Below are 23,674 nucleotides of genomic sequence, written 5' to 3' on the forward strand. Positions count from 1 at the left end.
CGACGTTGGTTCGCTGTTGCGTGTTGTTGATTGATTAATGAAGGAAGGACTGATGAAAGCTCTTTGTTATTTCGGGAGGAAAATGTATTTTTCTCTGCTTAATGAAAGACCCATCAGTAGAATCAAACACGACAACGATTTATGAAACTTTTTACATTGAAACGGAAAATGGTGCTTCTGGCTGTTTTTACTATTTTTGCGGCCATGAACAGTTATAGCCAGAACGACCGATCGGCCATTGCCGACCAGTACAAGTGGGATTTGACCGATATCTACCCCTCGGAAGAAGCGTGGCGCGAAGCCAAAGACGAAATCAGTAAGGAACTCGACAAGGTGGAACAGTTCAAAGGAACGCTCACCCGCTCGGCGTCGGAGCTGCTAAAAGCGCTTGAGTTTAACTCAACGATTTCGAAAGAAGCGACCAAGCTTTACATTTATGCGAGCATGAATTCGGATCTCGACACCCGGGTAATGAAATACAACGGAATGCAACAGGAACTGTCGCAAATGTTCTCGAACTTTGGTGCTAAGGCGGCTTTTATGGAGCCCGAAATTCTGACTGCCAGCTGGGAGCTCATCGAAGGTTTTATAAAGGAAGAACCTAAACTGGAGGTTTACCGCATGGGACTTGAAAACATGTTCCGCACCAAGAAACACACCCTGAGTGAAGCCGAAGAGCGCATCATGGCACTTTCGGGAATGGTGGCCGGTGCTCCGTCGTCGGTTTACAGTACCTTTTCGAATGCCGAAATGCCCGAGCCCGAAGTGACCTTGTCGGACGGTGAGAAGGTGAAACTGAACAGCGCCAGCTATGGTAAATACCGTGCAGCAGCCAATCGGGCCGACCGCGAGATTGTATTCGATGCCTATTGGGCCAACTATGCCAGGTTCAGGGCCACCTTTGGTGAAACGCTTTACGGAAGTGTAAAATCGCACATCTTCAATGCACGTGCAAGGCATTACGAGTCGGCCCTTGAGGCAGCCTTGTATCCTAAAAACATCCCAACCGATGTGTATCATTCACTGGTTGAAAACGTGAACAAGAGCCTGCCCGCATTTCACCGCTACCTGAAAATCAAGCAGCGCATGATGGGAGTCGATACTTTGAAGTACCTCGACCTGTACGCTCCGGCTGTGAAGGATGTTGATCTGAAATACTCGTACGACGAGGCGGTTGATCTCATTCTGGAAGCACTGAAACCGCTGGGCGACGAATATGTTTCGGTGGTTAAGAAAGCCGTTGACGAACGCTGGATTGATGTATATCCAACACCAGGCAAACGTTCGGGAGCCTACTCAAACGGAGCCTTTTACGACGGACACCCTTATATTTTGCTCAACTACACCGACCTGTACAACGACGTAAGCACCATGGCCCACGAACTGGGACACACCATGCACAGTTACTTATCGAATAAAACCCAGCCTTACCCAACATCGGACTATGAAATCTTTGTTGCCGAAGTGGCATCGACTTTCAACGAGGTGCTGCTGTTTAACTACATGCTCGACCGGGTTGAGAACGACGATGTGAAGCTGTCGTTGCTGATGAACTGGCTCGACGGATTCAAGGGTACCTTGTTTCGCCAGACGCAGTTTGCCGAATTTGAACTGAAGATACACGAAGCCGTTGAGGCTGGCCAACCCATGACGGGCGACGATTTCTCGGCCATGTATTCCGACATTGTTCAACGCTATTACGGACACAACGAAGGAGTTTGCCACGTTGATGACTACATTGATATGGAATGGGCTTTCATTCCCCATTTCTACTACAACTTTTATGTATACCAGTACAGCACCTCGTTTACTGCCTCGATTTCGCTGGCCGAGAAGGTGATGAGCGGCGACAAAAAAGCACTGGAGAATTATCTGGCCTTCCTTTCGTCGGGTGGTTCGGATTATCCCATCGAGCTGCTGAAAAAGGCAGGTATCGACATGACCAGCCCCGAGCCTTTCGAAAAGACCATCGAGTCGATGAACAAGGTAATGGACGAAATTGAAAAGATATTGGATAAAAAATAGCAAGCCGCTGGTACAATAGGAATGCCCCTGGCAGCTTTTCAGCAAGCGGTCAGGGGTATTTTTTTAGCGATAAGGCCGAGAAAGGGATGCATACAAAGCGACTTCCAGATTGTAAGGAATCATTAAGTGATTATACGCTGCCTGGAAAAGTTGGTGAACCGGTCTATTTTATAAAGGCTGATACGGGGTTCATGAACCGAATTGGAAAATACGATGAAAGACCTCATGCCAGGCACTTGTTGTTCAATCCATTATTTTGACATGAATCGCTTTTCTAAACAAGACGGACAGCAGCATCAATACAATAAACAGCGCAAAAGGGAACAGCGCCAGTGATGCAGCATAAGGCGGCATGGCAACATGCAACAGGCGCAGTGTGGAATAGATGATGAGCAGCAGCGGGGCAATTACATAGAGCCAGCCAAGCACCGGGTTGGCAAAGGTTTCGATGCGTATGTTCTTTTCCTCATCAATGTCGAGCGAAATCTTCCGGGTCGATGTAAAGCTGTTTCTGATTTGCAGCTCGTGTTGGCCCGCTTCCACCTTGAAGCGATTGCTTTCGCCGTTTGAAAGGGTGCTTCGTTTTTTATTATCGATATAGATATGGAAACAGCAACTCAGGCCGGGAAAAAACTGTCGCTTCCGTTGAATCTTGATTACAGGCATAAATGTCGGTTTGCTTTGATAACAATGCAAATATAAAACGATCAAAAGTGAATTGCATCATCGGGCCGCCACTTTTAAATTAAAAGTTAAAGCCGGTTATTTAGATTCTTTTAAAAAAGAAACTTCACCATTGCTAATAATTTTTACTTTTGTAGCTGAAAAAAAGGAGCCAACAGGCAATATTTAGCAGAACAAGTAATCAACAACAATGGCAAAAAACAAGAAAAGCAGCGGATTTTGGTGGGGCCTGTTTTTGGGCTTAATCATAGCGGCTGGTGCGGTATATTATTATCAGAATCACTACAACAAATCGGACGTAAAACGAACAAGCCGTAAACTGGAAAAGAAAGCCGAAGAAGGGCTTGAAAAAACACGTGACGGCGTAAAGAAGTTGTTCGAAAAAGAATAAATCCGATTCGTGTATCCAACACCTTCTTTTTCTGAAAGAACAAGTTAAAACAAGCCAGTGAGTTGAAGAGGGCAACTGTTTTTTTTTTGGGAAAAGGCTGTGAATACAAAAAGCTAAGCGATTATCATAAAACAAACAGCCGTGAAAGTTATTGACATTATCAATCAGTCGGACAAGACCTTGTTTTCGTTTGAATTACTGCCTCCGTTAAAGGGCAGTGACGATGCGAAGCTGCACAAAACCATCGAAGAACTCATCGAGTTCGATCCACAATACATCAACATCACCACCCATCGCGACGAATACGTTTTTAAAACCCGCGAAGACGGACTGATAGAGAAGAAAGTCGTTCGCAAGCGTCCGGGCACGGTGGCCATTGCTGCTTCGATACAACACAAGTACGGAATTCCGGTGGTGCCTCACATTTTGTGTGGCGGCTTTACCCGGAGCGAAACCGAGCATGTATTGATCGACCTGCATTTTCTGGGCATTGAAAATGTACTGGCCCTGCGTGGCGATGGGTTGAAGAACGAGCCGGTTTTCAGGCCCGAAGCCGATGGCAATACTTATGCTTACCAGTTGGTTGAGCAGATTGCCGATTTGGGAAAAGGAAAATACCTCGATCCTGATTTGAAGAACAGTACGCCACTTGATTTCTGTATCGGTGTTGCCGGCTATCCCGAAAAGCATTTCGAGGCACCCAACCTGCACAGCGACATGGAAAACCTGAAGCGCAAGGTGGATGCAGGAGCCGAATACATTGTAACTCAAATGTTTTTCGACAATCAGAAGTACTACCACTTTGTAGATCGCTGTCGGGCTGCAGGAATTACGGTGCCCATTATACCGGGATTAAAACCCATCGCAGTGAAAAATCAGCTTACTGTTTTACCCAAGATTTTCAGCATTGATTTGCCACAGGATCTGGCCGATGAGCTGTCGCGTTGCAACAACAACGACGATGCCAAAAAGGTAGGAACCGAGTGGGCCATCCATCAGGCCAAAGACCTGATCAAAAACGGAGCGCCCAGTCTGCACGTTTATACCTATGGGCTGACCGACAATGTACGAGAGATTATGAAGGCCGTGTATTAACACCTACACCAGAAACCAGAAGCCGAAAAAATGGCAAATGGTGCCTCCCAGAATAAAAATATGAAATACACCATGCAGGTAGGGTTGTGAACGCCACATATAGAAAAACGGAGCCAGTGTGTAACTGGCACAACCGGCGAGCAAAAACCAGAGCGTTAGCTCCGGTGTATTCCGAATAACGGGAACGATGGCAATTACAATGGTCCAGCCCATTACCATGTACAAAATGGTAGAAACCAGCCGGTGCTTCGAACTGTAGAACCATACTTTAAAAACTACTCCGGCAATGGCCATGGCCCAGATCACACCAAAGATCGACCAGCCCCAGGCTCCACGAAGTGTGGTAAAGGTTAGCGGGGTATAGGTGGCTGCAATCAAAACATAGATGGACGAATGATCGAGTTTGTTCAGGAAATATTTTCGTCGTGGGTTGTAGGTGCTGTGAAACAAGGTTGAGGAAGTATAAAGCAGGATCATTCCTGCACCAAAAATGGCAAAAGAAACCACATGCCAGGCCGATCCGTGCAAGGCGCCTCTTACAATTAACAATACGGTGGCAGCCACTGCCAGGCCGATGCCGGCTCCGTGTGTGATGCTATTGAATATTTCATCGCCTTTGGTACGGCGTTTTAGTGCTGAGTTCATGGGCCTAAAGATAGTTGAAAAACGAAAATTGCTTATTCAATTCAGAAAAGAGTAAGTAGAATAAGTCAAAAAATAACATGTCTTTCGCTCAGTTTTTAATTGAAATTCTTCTAGTCAGTTCATCATTGATCCGCAGCAGGTACATCCCCGGCTGTATTCCGTCAAGTGAAAGCTGAAGCGAGTGAGGTCCGTTAAAATATTGCTGTAATACAACACGCCCGTCGACATCTGTCATCTCAAGCTTATTAATTTGCATCCCTGAGACATTGATATTGAGCTGCGATGCAGCCGGATTGGGAAATACTTCAATGTGCCGTGCAGTGGTTGATTTATTATTGCCGGTGGTTCCACCCTGTACCGTCACTTCATAAACTTTTTCACCCACCCCCTCGAGCGAGATGGTATAGTTAACCGGGCCTTTACTAAAGTCGACCGGACCTTTGGGGCTGATTGTTGTGCCCGGCAGCGCTACCAGCATTGGGTCGAATGCGCTGATATTTATCAGGAAGCCAACAGGCACTGTGATTTTTTGTGTTGCATTATCGATGACTACCTTGTTGACTTTGATGCCTGTGCCCGCTACATCGTATACCACTACATCATCGATATCGCACCAGCGGGTGGCAATACGGCGGGCTTCGGAATCCGTAATCGGAATTACCGTGCCATGGCGGGGCGTGAAGTTCATCGAAACTTGTTCGTCGACCACTGAGAAGTTCATCAAATCGGTGCTTTCGGTAAACTGATAGCTTCCCGAAGTGTACATGTCGTACATTAAAATAAAGCGATCGGAGTTAATGATCCGGAATACCGACGAACCTTCCACTGCGGCATCGGTCTGATCGAGATAACGGTCGTACAATTCATATCCGCCGGTAAGCTGGTCCGAAACAGCCTTTTTAATTCCCTTGCCCGAACCTTCTGTTTTGTGAAACAAGTGGTATTTTCCGTCGTGGAAAATAATGTCGCCATCGATACAGGCCGATTCATTGGGAGGAAAATAAAGTTGTTGTGGTTCGGTAATCAGCGTTGTAAAATCCTCGTCGGCATAAGCATAGTAAATCTTGTCGTAGTGTGCATCGGTGCCACGGTCGTCTTCGAACAGCATCGACCAGTACACCATGTATTTTCCTTCTTCTTCGTCGTAAATGGTTTGAGGCGCCCAGCAGCGGGTTACCGAAGCCATGTGAGGGAACATTTCGGCGATGTTCACCACCGAATGGGTCCAGTTCACCAGGTCGTCGGAGCGCAGAAACACCATGGCCTGGTTATCGTTCCATCCGTTTACAGCCACCTGTAAATCGGTGACCACCATGTAGAAATATCCATCGGCACCGCGAAGAATATGTGGATCGCGCACACCGCCGTTGATACTGATGGCTGCTGATGAAATGATGGGCTGATTTTTGTTTACCGCCCTGTAGTTGAAACCATCGTGACTCATGGCAAAGCGAATGGCCTCCTCCCGGTAGCCGTTTCCGGTAAAGTAGGCAAAAAGGTAGGCTGAAAAACTATCTGTTTCGGCAATCATGCTTTCCGAAGTGCTGCTCATGGGCTCCCAAGCGGAAGGATCATCTGAAAGCTGGTTCACTAGCAGGCTGTTTTCTCTTGCAGCTACAGGAGCTAATAGAAAATGCAAGCTGATAAGAAGAAAGGAGATGATCGAATACAAAGGATACTTCATGTTGAGTTATTTCAAAAATTTATTCGATGTAAAAATACAGCAGCCACAAAGCCTGTCGTTTCAATTTTTGCACAAAGAGTGATAAGAATACGACAAACAAACCAAGGAATTCGGCTTTTAAAGGTTTAAAAGAAAACTACTGAATTACTTCTGTACTTTCAAACCGACCTGCTCAAGATGGTGCCAAAAAGCAGGATACGATTTGGTAACCACCATTGGATCGTTGATTGTGATGTCTCCCTTACACAGTGCAAGAGGAGCAAAAGCGAGTGCCATGCGGTGATCGTGATAGGTGTCGATCTCAACCTTCGCTTTCAATTTTGCCTCGTCCAGCTTTCCGTCCCAGGCAAGCTCACCGTGTTTGGGTTCATATAGTGCGGCACCCAGTTTTGCCAGCTCGGCAATTAAAGCATTGATTCGGTCGGTTTCTTTGATCTTAAGGGTTTCGAGGCCCGAAAAATGAAAAGGAATGCCCTTGCATACACACATTACCGCAAAGGTTTGGGCGATGTCGGGGTTTTCAACGAAATTTTGAACATACTTTTTCGGCAACTCTTTTATCACCTTTGTCAGGCGCACTGCATTGGCTTCCTGCTTCGACACGATTCCAAAGTCTTCGAACCACGCTGCCTGCACACAATCGCCCTGTAAGCTTTGCAGTTCAAGCCCTTTAAGTACAATGTCGGCTTCGTCGGCCAATACAGCCAGCTGGTACCAGTACGAGGCGCCACTCCAGTCGGCCTCGACCGAATAGGGAATTGGACGATAAGCCTGCTCTTTGATGGTGAGTTTGTTGGCGTTCCATTTATAACTGATGCCGAAACGCTGCATCAATTTCAGGGTCAAATCGATGTACGATGCCGAGGTGATTTTATTTTTGAGTGTTAGTTGAAGGCCGCCTTCAATGGTGGGTGCAATCATCAGCAGTGCCGAAATGTACTGACTGCTTACACTGCCATCGAGTTCGAGTTGGCCGCCCTTGAGGTTCGACCCCCAAATACGCAGGGGCGGATAACCTTCATTGTTAATGTATTCGATTTTGGCACCCAGCTTATTGAGCGCATCTATCAGAATCTTTATCGGGCGCTGCTGCATGCGTTCGCTGCCCGTAAGTTCCCATTTGCCCACAATCTTCGACAGAAAGGCTGTTAAGAAACGCATGGCGGTTCCTGCATGCCCGATGTCAAAGCGGTCGGTATTTGAATTCAGCATCTGTTCGAGCACCTGTGTATCGTCGCTATCGCTCAAATTACTTACAGGAAACGGACTATAGGCAAGGGCATTGATAATGAGCACCCGGTTGCTGATGCTTTTAGAGGCTGGCAGGGTAATTTCGCCCTGTAGTTTTCCGACGGATGATGAGATGGTATATTGCACTTTGTTTTTGTTTTCAATTGTTGTTAAAGGTGAAGAGGATGCCCTGTAACAGTTTGTCTTCTTCAGGATGCTGCTGAGCGTGTGCAAAATTAAGAATATTTCGCAGAAATGACTGGATGCTGCAGTTACCGGCTGCCAGGATGCCAGTTGGAAAACAGCAGGAAATCAAGCCCGGGATTTATCAATAAAATTGCACTGATCACAAAAAGCAGGCGTTGTGTTTTTATACCACAATTCACGAAACTGCCTGAATCCTTTGCTGTTTAGTACGTCGATAACCCTTCCTTCGAAAACATTTCCGAAATGGAGCTCCTTGGGAAAGGGCTTGGCACAGCATGGAGTAACATAGCCATCCATGCAAATGTAAAAATGAGTCCACGGAAAGGGGCAATCCTGGAAACTACTTCCGGTTTTAAAGTTCCGGTTGCTGACGGTCACCGAAGGATGGGCCTTAATGGCTTCGTCGAGCTGCCCTGCCACCTGCAGAAATTCTTCCGACCGGTAAAACTGGTAGTAGCTGCTGTCGATATCGGTCACCGATGCCAGGTTGAAAAGCGAATAATCCATGTAATGAATTCCGGTATCAGCTGCATACTTAATCAGTTGAGGCATCTGAAAATAGTTTTCCTTTGTTAGCACCATGTTCAGCATGAGGGTGGTCGAAGTACCTTTGCAAAGTACTGCCAATGCCTTAAGGTTTTCATCCAACTGCTTAAACGAGGCATTCACCCTGATTGTTTCATAAACAGCATCGAGCCCGTCGATTGAAATCTGAATGGTATCAATTTTACCAATCAGCTTCGTGACTTTCTCAATAAAACCGGGCACCATGGCATTGGTCGAAACCGAAATGATGATCCCCTTATTCTTGTTTTTGATATAGTCAACCACTTCTTCAATTTCCTTATAAAGAAAGGTCTCACCCATGCCGGTTAGCCCGATTGAATCGAGATAAGGCCAGACTTCATCAATAATTTTACGGGCATTTTCGAGGGGCATAAAACCTTTATCCATGGCTTTGCCGTATGCATATTCACGCGGACAGGTGGTGCAACGCAGGTTGCAATGGTTTCCCAGTTCGAGCATGATGGTCGAAGGGTAGGCCACCCGGGTCGACTTCGAAAGCTTAAGGTAGAAGTGTTTCAGTTTGTTGGCTGAATAATACAGAAAATACTTTCCCCCGGGCAGATGCGACAGGCGGTACAAGGCTTTTTTAAATTTTCGTCGGTTCATGCTGCTTTAGTTTTTCTGTATCAGGCGGCTGTAGTAGTCGAGGGCTTCAAATATCAGGTCTTTTTCGCAATTGATGTTGATTTCCACCTTTCCGATTTCGGGCACCAGGGTGAAATTAATTCTTCCTGCTTCGTTCTTTTTGTCTTTGGTCATCTTCAGATACAGCGCTTCGTAGTCATCGTTTGTTATTTCAAACGGCCCGTAGGTGTTGATGATCCAGTTTGCAATTTCGTTGGCCTGCTCCATTAGGAAATCCGCCTTTTGGGCTGAAAGATAGAGTTCGACAATGAGTCCGTAGGCTACTGCATATCCGTGCAAAATCGGGCGTCCCTGATGCAGGGCAAGGCTTTCGAAGGCATGCGCTACCGTGTGCCCCAGGTTCAATGCCTTGCGGATGTTTTGCTCGGTGGGATCGTTTACCACAAAATATTCCTTGATGGCCACCGAACGGGCAATCATCCCGTTGAGTATTTCATAGTCGATGCTATCAAAGTCGAATGCCAGACACTCGTCCCAGTGTGCTTTGCTGTGAATTAGTCCGTGTTTCAGCATTTCGGCAAAGCCAGACAGAAAGTTTTTTTTGTCGATGCTTTGCAGAAACTGAGACGCAATGATCACCGTTTGCGGTTGATTAAAAACGCCTATCTCGTTTTTCAAACCGTTGAAATTAATGCCTGTTTTACCGCCAACCGAGGCATCGACCTGGGCAAGCAGGGTGGTTGGGATATTTACAAAGTGCAGGCCGCGCTTGAAGCACGATGCTGCAAATCCGCACAAGTCGCTGAGCATGCCTCCTCCCAGATTAATAAGCAGTGATTTTCGGTCGGCACCGTTTTCTTCCAGAAAATTCCAAACCGCAACTACCGAATCGAGGCTTTTGTTCTCTTCACCACTATGCAACTCCAATACCGGAATGACCCTGAAGAAGTCGTAAGCCTGAAGGAGGGGTAAACAGTGCTCCCGTGTGTGCTCATCGACCACCACATACACCTTGCCTTTCGGGTAGCTGGCAACGATTGTGCTCAATGCGGTTTCCAACTGATTTGTTACCCTGATGTCGTTTTCAAATACCGGTATATTCATTTTTAGCTTATTTTTATGAGCTCAAATTTAAAACAATTTGTTACTTTGTTGAAAGTATACTTTTTATGGCACCTAAAGAAAACATAAATTTCATTTTTCAACTCAACAATAAAAACCGCGCCACCAACTTCTTCGTGCTTTTTATTGCCAGTGGAATTGTGTTCTCTGGCGCAGGTTTTTACTTTGTTGCAACCGATAAAACCATCGAGTTAATCATTACAGTTCTTGTTGCCATTGTTTACTTTGTATTGTTCTCGAAATTCAAACCTGCTTTTTTCGAATTGCTGGTCAGTGACCAGCAGTTGCAACTGAATTACTATAGTGTTTCGAGTACCTTTCGCAACTACCGGTCGATCGAAATGCGACTCAATGAGCTGAAGGCTTTCAGTTTTGTAAAACTAAACGGCGGGCTTAATACCAGTTTGGTGCTTACGGTCGCTTCAAAATATGGCCTTGCTGATTATTCGCCGGTATCGGTTGCTATCTTAAACAAAGATGAACAGGAACAAATTCAGAAGGTACTTCAGCAAATCGTTGATAACAATGCCTGAATAAAGCAGGTAAATTAATACATAATAAACATGTCGTCGCTGCTACAATACCCCATTGCGCTTTCGATGCTTCCGCGAGTAGGTGCGGTAAATGGCAGGCGTTTGGTGGCCTATCTGGGAAGTGCCGAAGCGGTTTTCAAATGTACGCTTTCTCAGTTGAAGAACATTCCCGGAATCAGTGAGGGCATGATCAGCAATGTACTGAACAAGCGGCACGAAACCCTCGAAAAAGCAAAGCGCGAATTGGAGTTCATTCAGCGCCACGGCATTAAAACCAGCTTTTATCCCGACAAAGATTACCCGCGCAGACTTGCCCAGTGTGAAGATGCTCCGGTGGTGCTGTTTAGCAAAGGAGATATCAACCTGAATCATCAACGCATTATCAGCATTGTGGGTACGCGCAATGCCACTGAATACGGGCGTGAGCTCACCAATCATCTGCTTGAGGAGCTGGCGAAAAGCGGCATCGACCCCCTGGTAGTGAGTGGTTTGGCCTACGGTATTGATGTGGCAGCCCACAAGGCAGCATTGAAGAATCAGCTTTCGACCGCTGGCGTAATCGCCCACGGACTGGATAAAATGTATCCTGCAGTCCATGCATCGGTTGCACGTGAGATGTTGGCAAACAAGGGTGCCTTAATCAGCGACTTTCCCAGCAACACCAAAATCGACCCCGGCAATTTTTTGCGCCGTAACCGCATTATTGCCGGTTTGGCCGATTGTACCATTGTGGTTGAATCGGGCGAGAAGGGAGGAGCGCTGGTAACGGCCGATATAGCCAACTCATACAACCGCGATGTTTTTGCCTTTCCGGGCCGTACATCCGATCCCGCTTCTGCGGGGTGCAATGCACTGATCAAAAACAACAAGGCTGCAATGATCGAAAGCGCTGCCGACCTGATCGCTTTCATGGGCTGGGAACCGAGCCACATTCCATGGCAACAGCCACTGCTGGTTGAGTTGAACGCCGAAGAAGAAGGCATTGTTGCCTTATTGCGAAACAGCGAAGTGGCAACTACCGACTACATTGCCCGTTCGATTAATCTGCCGGTTCAAAAAATTAACAGTCTGTTGCTCGATCTCGAATTTAAGGGGCTGATAAAATCATTGCCAGGCAGCCGCTTTAAACTGCTGTTGAAATAAAAGTCAACTTCTTTCCATTTTATCATTTGTATTACCCTGCGAGCAATAGTTTCCTAAATGCTTCCTCATTTTATAAAACATCGGAATAATTTTTGTTAATTATGCAGCTTCAAAATTTCCATTGAATGAATGTAAATCACACCATACGACTCCTGTTTTTCATCAGTGTTTTCATCCTTTGTACCATTGAATTGAACGCTCAGAGAATAAGCGTTACCGACAAGCAGGGACAGCCGATTGAGAATGTGGTGGTAATTGGTGATGATTTTACATCGCATACCGATTCCACTGGCTACCTTTTGTTTTTTCCTGAGAATGGGAGCAGGTCTTTACTGCTGATTCACCCCAGTTACCAGCGCCGACAGATAGGCTGGGACGAGCTTGTTTCGAATGATTTTGTCGTTATTATGAACCAGCAATTAAGGCAACTCGGCGAAATAACAGTGAATGCCATGCGCCGGGAACAAACGGCCGATGAGCTGTCGCAAAAAATTGATGTGATCAGTCCTGCCCAATACCAGCTTTACCAGGCACAAACCAGTGCCGATTTGTTGCAGCATTCGGGCGAAGTTTTTATTCAGAAAAGCCAGATGGGCGGTGGAAGTCCGATGATAAGAGGTTTCTCGGCCAACCGCATTGTGCTGGTTGTTGATGGCATACGAATGAACAACGCCATTTACCGAAGTGGAAATTTGCACAATGTGCTTGCGCTCGATGCTTCGGCACTCGAGCAAAGTGAAGTGATTTACGGCCCGGGGTCTGTGATCTATGGAAGTGATGCCCTGGGAGGTGTTATTCATTTTCATACACTCAAACCTTTGTTAAGTACAAGGGCTTTTAACACTTCAGGGCAGATGATGACCCGCTTTTCGTCAGCCAATTTTGAAAAAACGGCCCACCTTGACTTGACGCTTTCGGGCAAAAAATGGGCTTCATCTACTTCGTTTACCTTCTCCGATTTCGATGATTTATTCATGGGAAAGCGGCAAAATGATGACTATCTGCGTAAGCATTATGTTGTTAGCATTCAGGGCATCGACAGCACGGTCGTTAATCCTCAACCCGAAAAACAGGTCGCATCGGGCTACAGCCAACTGAACCTGATACAAAAAATCAGGTATCGTCCGTCGGAGCAGGCCGATTTTGAATACGCCTTTCATTATTCAGGAAGTTCCGATATTCCGCGTTACGACCGCCTGCTTCAGTACAGTGGCGAAGAGCTGAAATATGCCCAATGGTATTACGGACCACAGCAATGGATGATGCACAGTGTAAAAGGAGAGTTTACGCCGACATCGGCGCTATTCAACCAACTAACAGTGCTGGCAGCCATTCAGGATTACACCGAAAGCCGCCACGACCGGCGTTTTGGTCAAAGCACCCTGAACAGCCGGCGAGAGCATGTCGACATTGTTAGTCTGAATGTTGATGCAACAAAGTTTTTTGCAGGCGATCATTCGTTGTTTTATGGTTTTGAAGGGATTTTCAACAAGATTCATTCAGCAGGTTCTGCGTTGGATATCACAAGCGGAACAGCAGAAGCACTGGCTCCGCGTTATCCCGACAATTCGGAATGGTGGAGCCTGGCTGCCTATTTATCATACAAACAGCTGTTGGGCGAACGTACGAGCATGCAGGCAGGAGCACGCTATAATCTGACCGGTATGCGCGGTGTTTTTGACCGGCAGTTTTATTCATTCCCCTTCGAGAAATTTGAAAATTCCGATGGAGCGACCACAGTCAATTTTGGCATGGTTTTCAATCCATGGCCTGCCCTGCGTTTCAATCTAAACACAGCCACCGGATTCAGAGCACCCAACATCGACGATGCCGCCAAGGTTTTCGATTCAGAACCGGGCAGTGTCATTGTGCCCAATCCGGAGCTGGAGCCTGAATATGCTTCATCGTTCGAAGCGGGCAGCCGGTGGCAGATCAGTCAGGGGCTAAGCGCCGGAATTACTATGTTTTATACGCGCCTCTTCAATGCCATGGTGCGTCGGGGTGGCACACTCAACGGAAGCGATTCGTTACTTTACGACGGCGAAATGAGTCGTATCAACATGCTCACCAATGCAAGCTGGGCCAACATAGGCGGCATTTCGGCCCATGCTAGCTATCAGCTACTATCGCGGTTTACCCTGAAAGGAAATATCAACTGGCAAAGCGGCAGCGACAGCGATGGTGAGCCGCTAAGGCATGTTGCACCCTTGTTTGCCGATGTGCATGCCATTGCAAAAACGGGATCCTGTGAACTTGATTTGTATGTTTTGGCCAATGGCCCAATAAGCTATGAAAAGCTTGCCCCCGACGAACGCGACAAAACCTACATGTATGCCCGCGACGAAAATGGCAATCCCTATTCGCCTTCATGGTGGACGCTAAACTTAAAGGGGCGTTATGTCTTTTCTGATTTTTTAGCGCTAAGTGCAGGAATCGAAAATCTGCTCAATGTGCGTTACCGCCCTTATTCATCGGGCATTGTGGCACCCGGACTCAATGCCATTATTTCGCTGAACATAAAGTGGTAAACAATTTCTTTTTTGTAAATTAATGGCCTTCTAAAATCAAAAGATGAAGGCGGTCGAAGAATTATATTTTCAACAAAAGGAAGCATGGCGAAAGTGGCTCAATGAAAACTTCATACAGCCCGATCCTGTTTGGCTTATCTTTTATAAAAAGCACACCGGTACAGCCACCCTGAGTTATGACGATGCAGTTGAGCAGGCACTTTGTTTCGGCTGGATTGATGGAACGGTTAAAAGCATCGACGACGAAAAATACCAGCGTAAGTTTTACCCACGTAAGAATATTCTGAACTGGTCGCCCACCAATCAAAACAGGGTCGATCATTTAATTTCCACAGGAGAAATGACAGAATACGGTCTGGTAAAAATTGGCTATCCAAAAATTGAAGGCAGGGTTCAATGGCCGTTAAAAATAGCAGAGAAAAAAACAGCAATGCCTGCAACGCTGCCTGCTGCTTACCTGCAACAGTTGAAACTTCAGAAAACGGCCTATCACTTTTTCATGGAATTATCACCAACGCAGCAAAAGCGTTATGTGGGCTGGATCATGCAGGCCAGGCAGGAAAACACACGTCAAAAGCGACTCGAAGAAGCCATTGAACTGCTTCAGAACAAAGTAAAAAACCTCATAAAATAATGACCATGCAAAACGAAGTACAGTTTAAAAGCAGAAATATGCTAATGGCAGTTGTATTTTTTTTAGCTGTTTGGCCACTGCATGCCCAGATCGATTTAAGCAAAAAAATTCCGGGCATCCAATACGAAGCATCCTATCATTTCACGTCAGCCATCGAAATGGAAATGATTTTCTTTAATAAGAAAGGCCAGCATCAAATGACCATTCCTTACACTTCTTACTATCGTGCCGACTTTGAGCATTTCTGTATAAAACACCAGCGGGGCAATACGGTATACCAAACCCTGTTCGACATGCCCAACAACAATTGTCTGATCATTTTGGGCGAAGGAGATCAGCTGATGGGTAGCGCAGCCGTAATGAAAAACAACGAAGGACGTGAGCTGAAAACACTGTCTCTGGAACGCACCGGAGAAGAAAAGGAAATTGCCGGCTACCGTTGTTTCCGCTACACCTTTGATGTGCCTGAATTTACCGGCGAACTTTGGGTAAGCACTGAACCTGATCTTCCCAATAAGTTGGGCGTGCTAAAAGCCAGTAAAATGGGAAAGTTCTATGAGCAGGTTCCTGTCGAAGGTTTTGTTCTGGAAATTACTTCGGTAACACCTAAAGGAAAAAAGACCGTTATGAAAACAACGGCCTTTCTTGATGCGATTGATTACCAGATAGCAATTCCTGACGATTTTGGCGCAGCAGTCAACAAAATCGACTATTTTGATTATTGATTAAAGTGCCTCGATTGCTGCATTTAAACGCTCATAAACTGTTTGTCCAAGTGTTGCAATTTCGGGTGTTTGCAAAGGTTCCATGGCAACCAGCGGATTGACGGCAAATACTTCCACTACCTTGTTTTCTTTTTGCTGAAGGCATACATTGCAGGGCAGTGCAACACCCACCATGTCGTTGGACTGTATCGCGCTGTGTGCAAATTTTGGATTACAGGCTCCCAGTATTTTATAAGGTCTGAAATCAACATCCAATTTATTCTTGAAAGTTGTCTGCATGTTGATTTCACTTACAATACCAAAACCTTGTTCACTCAATTTTTCTTTGACCAGTGCTTCTGCCTGTTCAAAACTCATATTTTTAATACTTTTCTTTATGTAAACTTCCATCTCTTTTAATTTAAATTTTCAAACAAAGTTATTGATAATGAAATGATTTGTTGGTGATCATTGTCACGAAGCTTCAGTCAGGTCTAAAATTGAGACATTTTTATCTTTAATCGTTCTAAATTAAGGTGTTATACCATTGTTAAAAGAAGATGCATTATTTTTACACGAGGGATTGTTTACTATTTTTACATCAAAACCATAAACAACATACCATGAGAATTAGCATGCTGATTTTGACCCTGGTGGTCATGAGCGGACGGAGTGCTTTTGCACAGGAACAAACTGCCTGGAGAGGTGGTTCCGACGGAGTTTACCAGGCTGAAAACCTGAAAAGGACCTGGAATGAAGGAGAACCTGTCATCGACTGGGTTTATGAAGATCTTGGACAGGGACACTCGTCTCCTGTTTTTGCACTTGGCCACATTTTTCTTTCTTCGATGATCGATTCAACCGGCTACATTACCATTCTGAATAATGAAGGCAAGGAGGTCAAACGCTATCCTTATGGAGTAGAATTTTTTGAAAGCTTTCCGGGAGCCCGGTCAACGCCGGTAATTGTGGGCGACTGGCTTTATATGTACAGTGGTAAAGGGGTAATCTATGCCTTTGATGCCATGACCGGAACACTGCGCTGGGAAAAACCAATTCTCGAAGAAACCGATGGTGAAAATATTAAATGGGGAGTCACCGAAACGCTGCTGGTCGACGGAGATGTAATTTACAGTTCTCCGGGTGGAAAAACCAACAATGTGGTGGCCCTCAACCGTAAAACAGGCGAAATGATCTGGTCCAGTCCGGGAGTTGGTGATCTGTCGGCCTATTGCACTCCACTGGTTGTCAATATGAATAACCGTAAATTATTGGTCACGATGATGGCCAGCCATATCATCGGTCTTGATGCTGCAAGTGGAGAATTACTCTGGAACTACGAACAACCCAACCAATGGAGCGTACACGCCAACACACCGGTATATGCCGATGGAATTCTGGCCTGCACCAGTGGTTATGGAAAAGGAACGGTGGGCCTGAAGCTATCTGACGACGGAGCAAAAGCAGAAAAAGCATGGTTTAATTCCGATTTCGACAGTCGCATGGGCGGTGTGGTCTACCTCGATGGCCATCTTTACGGATCGGGTGATAAAAACCGTGAATGGCGCTGCATCAACATGAAAACCGGTGAAGCACGCTGGGAATCGACCGAAGTTGGTAAGGGAGTCGTTATTGCTGCCGACAACTTACTTTTCTTATACAGCGAACGAGGAGAACTGGCTCTGGCCGAGGTATCAAGCGAAGCTTTTCGACTGAAAGGCCAGACAAAAGTGACGCATGGCTCGGCTCAGCACTGGGCCCATCCGGTCATTTTTAACAACAAACTCTACCTGCGACACGGTAATGCACTCATTTCCTATATCATCAAATAAAATCCCGCTGCCATGAAATACCTCATTGCCATCCTGCTCATGTTGTCTACCACTGCCTTGTTTGCTCAAACGGTACAATGGCGTGGCGAACAGCGCGACGGCATCTTTAGGCAGGAAACAAACCTTCTGAAAACCTGGACCGAAGAAGGACCCGAATTACTGTTGGAGGTAGAAGGTATTGGTAAAGGATGGTCATCGGCTGTAGTTGATAACAACAAAATTTATGTAACGGGAATGATCGATACGCTCGACTACCTGAGTTGCATCGACATGGAAGGCAACATGTTGTGGCAGACCGCCTGCGGACGATCGTGGAACCAGACTTTTCCCGACACCCGTTCAACACCCACCATTCGCGACAACAGGGCCTATGTGAGTACAGGAATGGGGGTAGTGGTTTGTATCGACACCGAAACAGGTGATATTGTCTGGAGCAATGATGCTTACAACAACAACGAGGGAAAGGTGAGCACCTGGGGCATTGCCGAATCCATCCTGCTGGTTGGAAACAAGGCCATTTTCACCACGGCTGGTGATCAAACCACCATGGTGGCACTCGATGTTGAAACAGGTCAGCAGTTGTGGCAAACAAAAAGCCTGAACGACGACCTGGCCTACGTGTCACCTATACTCATCAAGTACAATGGGAAACAACAGATCATCAACCTCACAGCCCGCTACCTCTTTGGCGTTAATCCCGATAATGGTGAAATGGAGTGGTCATATAACTATTACGAGATCGACGATTCAGAATGGGACAATGCAGGAGGAGTAATCAACTGTACCTCACCCATCTTTATCGATGGCGAGCTTTATGTTAGCACCGGTTACAATCACATAGGCGCAAAATTCAGAATGAATGAATCGCTGACGGCCATCGAGTTATTGTGGAAGGATGAAGCGCTCGACAACCACCACGGAGGCGTCGTTTTGCTCGACGGAGTAATCTATGGTTCGAACTGGGAAAACAACAGCCGTGGGAAATGGTGTGCCCTCGATTTTGAAACAGGTGAACTTTTCTACGAAGAAGCCTTTCGGAACAAGGGGAGCATTGTGGCGGCCGACAGCATGCTGTACATTTATACCGAACAACCCGGCTATGTTGGTCTGGTGAAGCCTACGCCCGAAAAGTTTGAACTGGTAAGCAGTTTCAGAATCACCAAAGGCAGTGGCCCCCACTGGGCACACCCTTACATTGATGATGGAAAACTCTACATCAGGCATGGCGAATACCTGATGGTCTACGATATCAAAGCATAAAGCAGAATAAGACAATGCTTCAGAAATTCTCAAAATATTTACCATTGTTAACAGGGCTGATCTTTGCAGCCCTACTGCTTTGGTATATCACTGCCGATCCTACAGAAAAACTAACAAGCAGCATTCCGGGTATGGACAACCGGGGCAAGGGTTCGGCCATTGCTGAGCTGATCAATATCGGGGAGTTTTTTGAGCGTTTTAAAAAGAAAGATTCTGATCTCAAAGAATCGTGGCCCCGCTTCAGAGGAGCTGATTTTGATAATATTTATAAAACCGACACCCGGCTTATCGACAATTTCAGCAATGGAGGAGGCGAAATTCTCTGGATGCATGAACTGGGTGAAGGACATGCCGGACCGGCCATTTATGAAGGGAAGGTATACCTGCTTAATTACGATGAAGAAGAGCGTGCCGATATGCTGCATTGTTACGACCTGAAGAGCGGTGAAGAACTCTGGCGCCGTTGGTACAAAGTATCTGTTAAACGAAACCACGGCATGAGCCGAACAGTTCCGGCAGTTACCGACGATTTCATATTGACCATGGGCCCCCGCTGTCACACCATGTGCCTTGAGCGCGAAAGCGGCGACCTGTTGTGGAGCATCGACATCGAAAGAGAATACGAAAGCGAAACACCGCTTTGGTACACGGGTCAGTGCCCGCTCATCGACAACGACAAAGCCATACTGGCCACAGGAGGAAAGGCCCTGATGATAGCCGTTGATTGCAAAAGCGGTGAAAAGCTTTGGGAAGTTCCCAATCCCGATAATTGGAAGATGTCCCATTCATCAGTCATGCCCTATACCTTTAATGGTAAAAAAATGTACCTGTATTGCTCCATTGGAGGACTTGTGGCCGTTTCGGCCGAAGGAAGCGACGAGGGACAGGTTCTGTTTAAGGATGCACGATGGGATACCAACGTCATTGCACCATCCCCGCTGGGCATGCCCGATGGAAAAATCTTCCTTACTGCTGGTTACGGTGCCGGTAGTATGATGCTTCAACTTAGCGAGAACAACGGCAACTATCAAACTGACGTTTTATACGAATACAAACCGGTAGCAGGCCTGGCCTGTGAGCAACAAACAGCAATTTATCATGATGGTCACCTGTTTGGTGTAATGCCCAAAGACGGAGGTGCCAACCGCAACCAAATGGTGTGTGTGCATCCGTCCGACCCAACCAGCATGATCTGGACCAGCGACAAGGAACTTCGTTTTGGTTTAGGTCCTTTTATTTGGGCCGACGGGAAATTCTACCTGTTGAACGACGATGGCACACTGCACATTATTGAAGCCAGCAGCAAAGCTTATCGTCACCTCGACAGCAAGGTGATTATCGAAGACGGACACGATGCCTGGGCCCCGCTGGCCATTGCCGACGGCTACATGGTGTTGCGCGATGCCGATAAGATGGTTTGCATCAACATCGGTCAGTAAACGCATCGCTGGTTTTTCACGAAGAGACGGAGATGACCGTACAGCGATGAAAGACAGTGTTTTTATAATTGATAAATAAGGTTAGAAAGAATTAAAGTTGAATAAAAGAAATTAAATCATAAACGAACCCCGCAGAATCTTTCCTTCAGGTAGAGATTTAAAGGGGGCAGGGGGCTTATTATGAAATACATTAAGTACTTTCTCATTTTTCTGGCGCTGCTGATTGTGGCAGTGATTGTGTTTACCTATACCGACAGCAAACCGAAAAAGGCAAAGAAAAATCCCTACGAATACAATGTTGATGAATTTAAAAAGGTCGACCCGGAGCTGATCAGCCACAGTGAAACAAGGCAGTTCAAAATAAAGACGGGAGAACACGGAGCGCTTGCAACACATGGCGGAAAGATCTATTTTGCCGGCAATCAGCAGCTATCAGTGATATCGCCAGGGGGTGAAATGATCAGACAATTCCCGGTTCAGGCCAATGTGCGTGCACTCGATGTAGATGACAACAACATCGTACTGGTTTATCGAAGCGCTTATCAGCTAATCGATCACAAGGGCAAGGTGATTTACGATTTCAATGTAAAATCAGACAGTTCCGTTTTTACCTCGGTCGCATTCTGGAATGACAGAATCATGGTGGCCGATGCCGGAACGCGAAAAATATATGCTTTCGAGCGAGGCAAAATTAGCAGTACCGTTATCAGCGAAATTGAGGGGGTGTCGGGAGCAAAAAACCTGCACGGATTCATCATTCCAAGTCCCTATTTCGAGCTGGCTGTAAACAACGAAGATGAATTGTGGGCCACCAACCCCGGCATGCATGCGCTTCAGCAATACGACCTGAATGGTAATTTGCTCGACAGTTGGGACAAAGCCTCCATGGAGATTGAAGGATTTACCGGTTGTTGTAATCCGGCCCAGTTTACCTTCATGGCCGACGGACGATTCGTTACCAGTGAAAAAGGAATGCCCCGCATTAAGATCTATCGGGCCGACGGAAGCCTCGAATCGGTGGTGGCACCGCCTTCGGCCTTTGCCGGCGAGAAAGCTCCCGAGATAGCCACTTTGGGCGAAAGCATCGTGGCACTCGATTTCGATCAGCAAATGATCAGAATTTTTGAAGCAAAATAAGCGCATTACCTAGCTGATATTAAAACATTCAGAATGAAAGAGCCTTTAAAAACAGCGAGAGAGCAGATGGACCGGAAGGAGTTTTTAAACCAGGTTTTCCGTTACGGAATCCTTGGGGCCATCGTGCTGCTGACCGGATTTCTGTTTTTAAACCGAAAGGTTGAACGCAGCAGTGAAGCCTGTGCAGCCAATTTTGCCTGTAAGAATTGCGGGAAATACAGTGCCTGTAATCTGCCCGAAAAACAGCAATAGTTATGAAGGAGAAGAAATACAACCGGCGCGATTTTATTAACGATACATTCAGATTATCGGCTGCTGTTGCACTTGGTGGTCTGGCTGGGCTTACCTTGCACAATGCCCGGAGTGAAGAAACGGTGTGGCAAATCGATCCTTTTGAATGTACACAATGCGGACGCTGTGCCACCGACTGCGTTTTGCCCATTTCGGCTGTAAAATGTGTTCATGCCTACGACCTGTGCGGCTACTGCGATTTGTGCGGTGGCTATTTCAAACCCGGAGTGAAAGAATTGGAAACTGGTGCCGAGCACCAACTCTGCCCAACCGCAGCCATCGAACGAAAATTCATCGAAGAACCGTATTTCGAATACATCATCAACGAAGCATTATGCATCGGCTGCGGAAAGTGCGTGGCAGGCTGTACCTCATTTGGCAACGGCTCATTGCACCTGCAGATTCGTCACGACGTTTGTGTGAATTGTAACGATTGTGCCATTGCCAGGGTTTGTCCCAGCGATGCCATTCACCGGGTACCGGCCAGCCAGCCCTATCTGATCAAAGGCGATTTTACGGCTTCGGCTCAATCGAAGTGGAAAAACAAATAAACCCCGTTAATTTTTAAATAGAAAGCATAACAAGCGGAAAACCAGCGACTGACAATCAAGGATCAAAGAACCAAAAACAATGAACCAATCTATTATACGAATCATTCATTTTTTCAAGGGAGTCCCGATAACGATCGGGATGGGAGGCTTTTTGCTTTTGTTCTTTTTATCGTATTCGGTTTCGGCCCAGCAACAACGCTTTCCTAAACCTGAATTTGAAACAGGCTATACCCAGCCAACACCTACTACGCCCGAAGTCAGAGCAACCGGTTTCGAATACCTCGATGTGGCAGTGCTGCTGCTGGTCATGTCGCTGGCCGCGTGGTTGGGCCTTCGCAAACGCTCACGAAAAGGCATTTTATGGCTCAGCGTTTTTTCACTGCTTTATTTTGGCTTTTACCGCGAAGGCTGTGTTTGTTCCATTGGAGCCATACAAAACGTTACGCTCACCCTCTTCGATCCGGCCTACGCCATTTCCATCCCGATCCTGCTTTTCTTTCTGCTTCCCCTGTTGTTTTCGCTCTTCTTTGGCAGGGTTTTTTGTGCTGCTGCCTGTCCGCTGGGTGCTATTCAGGATTTGGTCATCATTAAACCCATCACGCTGCCTGCCTGGCTCAACAAAGCCCTGGGGTTTATTCCCTACATCTATCTTGGTCTGGCGGTGCTGATGGCTGCAACGGCCTCCGATTTTATTATCTGCCGTTTCGACCCCTTTGTGGGCTTTTTTCGCATGGGAGCCGAGTTTACCATGATCCTGCTGGGGGTCGCTTTTTTACTCATGGGGCTTTTTGTTGCCCGTCCCTATTGCCGCTTTTTATGTCCTTACGGTGTTTTGCTGGGCTGGATGTCGAGATTTTCAAAATTTCACCTTAGCATCACGCCTGCCGAATGCATTCAGTGTAAATTGTGTGAACACTCCTGTCCCTTCGACGTGATTGATACGCCAACAGAAGCACTGAAAGAAGAAGAAAAAGAAACCAACAAACGACGTTTTACCCTTTTTGCCCTGCTCATTCCTGTGTGGATTTTCATCGGAGGCTATGCGCTGTCGCTGGCACATCCCTTTCTTTCGAAGGCACATCCCGATGTATACCTGGCTGAATTGCTCATTACCCGTCCCGAACTAAAAGACGATCCCGACCATCTCGATGTTCAGACCTTCCTGGCCTCGGGCAAACCCATGGAACAGCTGGTCGACGAAGCCAAAATCATCAGAAAACAATACCATAAAGGCAGCTGGATCCTTGGAGGATTTCTGGGACTGGTGATCGGACTTATGCTGATGAACCAGTTCGTGCTCCGCCGGCGCGATGACTACACACCCAACAAAACAGGCTGTTACAGCTGTGGCCGGTGCATGAACTATTGTCCGGTTCCTAAAAAATGA

The 23,674-nt window shown here is 46.6% G+C and carries 22 protein-coding genes; 15 read left to right on the plus strand and 7 right to left on the minus strand.

Features of this window, described 5'->3' with window-relative positions; genetic code table 11:
* Positions 1-141 precede the first annotated feature (141 nt).
* Positions 142-2,025 (plus strand): oligoendopeptidase F, encoded by a 1,884-nt coding sequence (gene pepF / locus FHS86_RS02775; RefSeq protein ID WP_429410895.1) that lies wholly within the window; start codon positions 142-144, stop codon positions 2,023-2,025.
* A gap of 243 nt (positions 2,026-2,268) precedes the next feature.
* Here pepF and FHS86_RS02780 read toward each other — a convergent pair whose 3' ends face one another.
* Entirely contained in the window at positions 2,269-2,691 is a 423-nt protein-coding gene (locus tag FHS86_RS02780) for a hypothetical protein (protein WP_429410897.1), read from the minus strand.
* A gap of 208 nt (positions 2,692-2,899) precedes the next feature.
* On the opposite strand from FHS86_RS02780, the gene FHS86_RS02785 reads away from it, so the two are divergent.
* Positions 2,900-3,100 carry a hypothetical protein gene (locus tag FHS86_RS02785; RefSeq protein WP_429410899.1) on the plus strand — a complete coding sequence of 67 codons (201 nt, stop codon included), beginning with the start codon at positions 2,900-2,902 and terminating at the stop codon, positions 3,098-3,100.
* A 141-nt stretch (positions 3,101-3,241) separates the two neighbouring features.
* Positions 3,242-4,195: a methylenetetrahydrofolate reductase [NAD(P)H] gene (gene metF, locus FHS86_RS02790; protein ID WP_429410902.1), complete on the plus strand. Its 954-nt coding sequence runs from the start codon at positions 3,242-3,244 to the stop codon at positions 4,193-4,195.
* Positions 4,196-4,198: 3 nt separating this feature from the next.
* On the opposite strand, the gene trhA is transcribed toward metF, so the two are convergent.
* The 5 genes from trhA to aroB all read right to left on the minus strand — a co-directional run bounded on the left by trhA (position 4,199) and on the right by aroB (position 10,217).
* Positions 4,199-4,840: a PAQR family membrane homeostasis protein TrhA gene (trhA, locus tag FHS86_RS02795; protein WP_429410904.1), complete on the minus strand. Its 642-nt coding sequence runs from the start codon at positions 4,838-4,840 to the stop codon at positions 4,199-4,201.
* An 88-nt stretch (positions 4,841-4,928) separates the two neighbouring features.
* Positions 4,929-6,524 carry a T9SS type A sorting domain-containing protein gene (locus FHS86_RS02800; RefSeq protein WP_429410906.1) on the minus strand — a complete coding sequence of 532 codons (1,596 nt, stop codon included), beginning with the start codon at positions 6,522-6,524 and terminating at the stop codon, positions 4,929-4,931.
* Positions 6,525-6,668: 144 nt separating this feature from the next.
* Entirely contained in the window at positions 6,669-7,901 is a 1,233-nt protein-coding gene (locus FHS86_RS02805; protein ID WP_429410908.1) for a 3-phosphoshikimate 1-carboxyvinyltransferase, read from the minus strand.
* 165 nt (positions 7,902-8,066) lie between these two features.
* Complete coding sequence (locus tag FHS86_RS02810) at positions 8,067-9,134, minus strand: radical SAM protein (RefSeq protein WP_429410910.1); 1,068 nt, start codon at positions 9,132-9,134, stop codon at positions 8,067-8,069.
* Between the two features lie 6 nt (positions 9,135-9,140).
* On the minus strand, positions 9,141-10,217 hold the full coding sequence (gene aroB, locus FHS86_RS02815) for a 3-dehydroquinate synthase (RefSeq protein ID WP_429410912.1): 1,077 nt from the start codon (positions 10,215-10,217) through the stop codon (positions 9,141-9,143).
* Positions 10,218-10,282: 65 nt separating this feature from the next.
* Here aroB and FHS86_RS02820 point away from each other — a divergent pair, with 65 nt between their 5' ends.
* The 5 genes from FHS86_RS02820 to FHS86_RS02840 all read left to right on the plus strand — a co-directional run bounded on the left by FHS86_RS02820 (position 10,283) and on the right by FHS86_RS02840 (position 15,798).
* Positions 10,283-10,768, plus strand: a complete 486-nt coding sequence (locus FHS86_RS02820) for a hypothetical protein (RefSeq protein WP_429410915.1) — start codon at positions 10,283-10,285, stop codon at positions 10,766-10,768.
* 30 nt (positions 10,769-10,798) lie between these two features.
* A complete protein-coding gene (dprA, locus tag FHS86_RS02825) occupies positions 10,799-11,911 on the plus strand; it encodes a DNA-processing protein DprA (protein ID WP_429410918.1) in 1,113 nt (370 codons plus the stop codon).
* A 125-nt stretch (positions 11,912-12,036) separates the two neighbouring features.
* Positions 12,037-14,439 (plus strand): TonB-dependent receptor, encoded by a 2,403-nt coding sequence (locus FHS86_RS02830; RefSeq protein WP_429410920.1) that lies wholly within the window; start codon positions 12,037-12,039, stop codon positions 14,437-14,439.
* Positions 14,440-14,482: 43 nt separating this feature from the next.
* Complete coding sequence (locus FHS86_RS02835) at positions 14,483-15,073, plus strand: YdeI/OmpD-associated family protein (protein ID WP_429410922.1); 591 nt, start codon at positions 14,483-14,485, stop codon at positions 15,071-15,073.
* Positions 15,074-15,078: 5 nt separating this feature from the next.
* Positions 15,079-15,798, plus strand: coding sequence for a DUF4412 domain-containing protein (locus FHS86_RS02840; RefSeq protein ID WP_429410924.1), 720 nt, complete (start codon positions 15,079-15,081; stop codon positions 15,796-15,798).
* Here the strand turns inward: FHS86_RS02840 and FHS86_RS02845 are convergent, their stop codons facing one another.
* Positions 15,799-16,188 carry a DUF302 domain-containing protein gene (locus FHS86_RS02845; RefSeq protein ID WP_429410926.1) on the minus strand — a complete coding sequence of 130 codons (390 nt, stop codon included), beginning with the start codon at positions 16,186-16,188 and terminating at the stop codon, positions 15,799-15,801.
* 212 nt (positions 16,189-16,400) lie between these two features.
* Here FHS86_RS02845 and FHS86_RS02850 point away from each other — a divergent pair, with 212 nt between their 5' ends.
* The 7 genes from FHS86_RS02850 to FHS86_RS02880 all read left to right on the plus strand — a co-directional run bounded on the left by FHS86_RS02850 (position 16,401) and on the right by FHS86_RS02880 (position 23,674).
* Complete coding sequence (locus tag FHS86_RS02850; protein ID WP_429410928.1) at positions 16,401-17,609, plus strand: PQQ-binding-like beta-propeller repeat protein; 1,209 nt, start codon at positions 16,401-16,403, stop codon at positions 17,607-17,609.
* Between the two features lie 12 nt (positions 17,610-17,621).
* Positions 17,622-18,869 (plus strand): PQQ-binding-like beta-propeller repeat protein, encoded by a 1,248-nt coding sequence (locus FHS86_RS02855; protein WP_429410930.1) that lies wholly within the window; start codon positions 17,622-17,624, stop codon positions 18,867-18,869.
* Positions 18,870-18,883: 14 nt separating this feature from the next.
* Positions 18,884-20,308 carry an outer membrane protein assembly factor BamB family protein gene (locus FHS86_RS02860; protein WP_429410932.1) on the plus strand — a complete coding sequence of 475 codons (1,425 nt, stop codon included), beginning with the start codon at positions 18,884-18,886 and terminating at the stop codon, positions 20,306-20,308.
* A gap of 180 nt (positions 20,309-20,488) precedes the next feature.
* A complete protein-coding gene (locus FHS86_RS02865; RefSeq protein ID WP_429410934.1) occupies positions 20,489-21,445 on the plus strand; it encodes an NHL repeat-containing protein in 957 nt (318 codons plus the stop codon).
* 33 nt (positions 21,446-21,478) lie between these two features.
* Positions 21,479-21,697: a hypothetical protein gene (locus FHS86_RS02870; RefSeq protein ID WP_429410936.1), complete on the plus strand. Its 219-nt coding sequence runs from the start codon at positions 21,479-21,481 to the stop codon at positions 21,695-21,697.
* A gap of 2 nt (positions 21,698-21,699) precedes the next feature.
* Positions 21,700-22,287, plus strand: a complete 588-nt coding sequence (locus FHS86_RS02875; RefSeq protein ID WP_429410938.1) for a 4Fe-4S dicluster domain-containing protein — start codon at positions 21,700-21,702, stop codon at positions 22,285-22,287.
* Positions 22,288-22,366: 79 nt separating this feature from the next.
* A complete protein-coding gene (locus tag FHS86_RS02880; protein ID WP_429410940.1) occupies positions 22,367-23,674 on the plus strand; it encodes a 4Fe-4S binding protein in 1,308 nt (435 codons plus the stop codon).

The sequence above is a fragment of the Roseimarinus sediminis genome, assembly GCF_050433125.1.
Taxonomy (GTDB): Bacteria; Bacteroidota; Bacteroidia; order Bacteroidales; family Prolixibacteraceae; genus Roseimarinus; species Roseimarinus sediminis.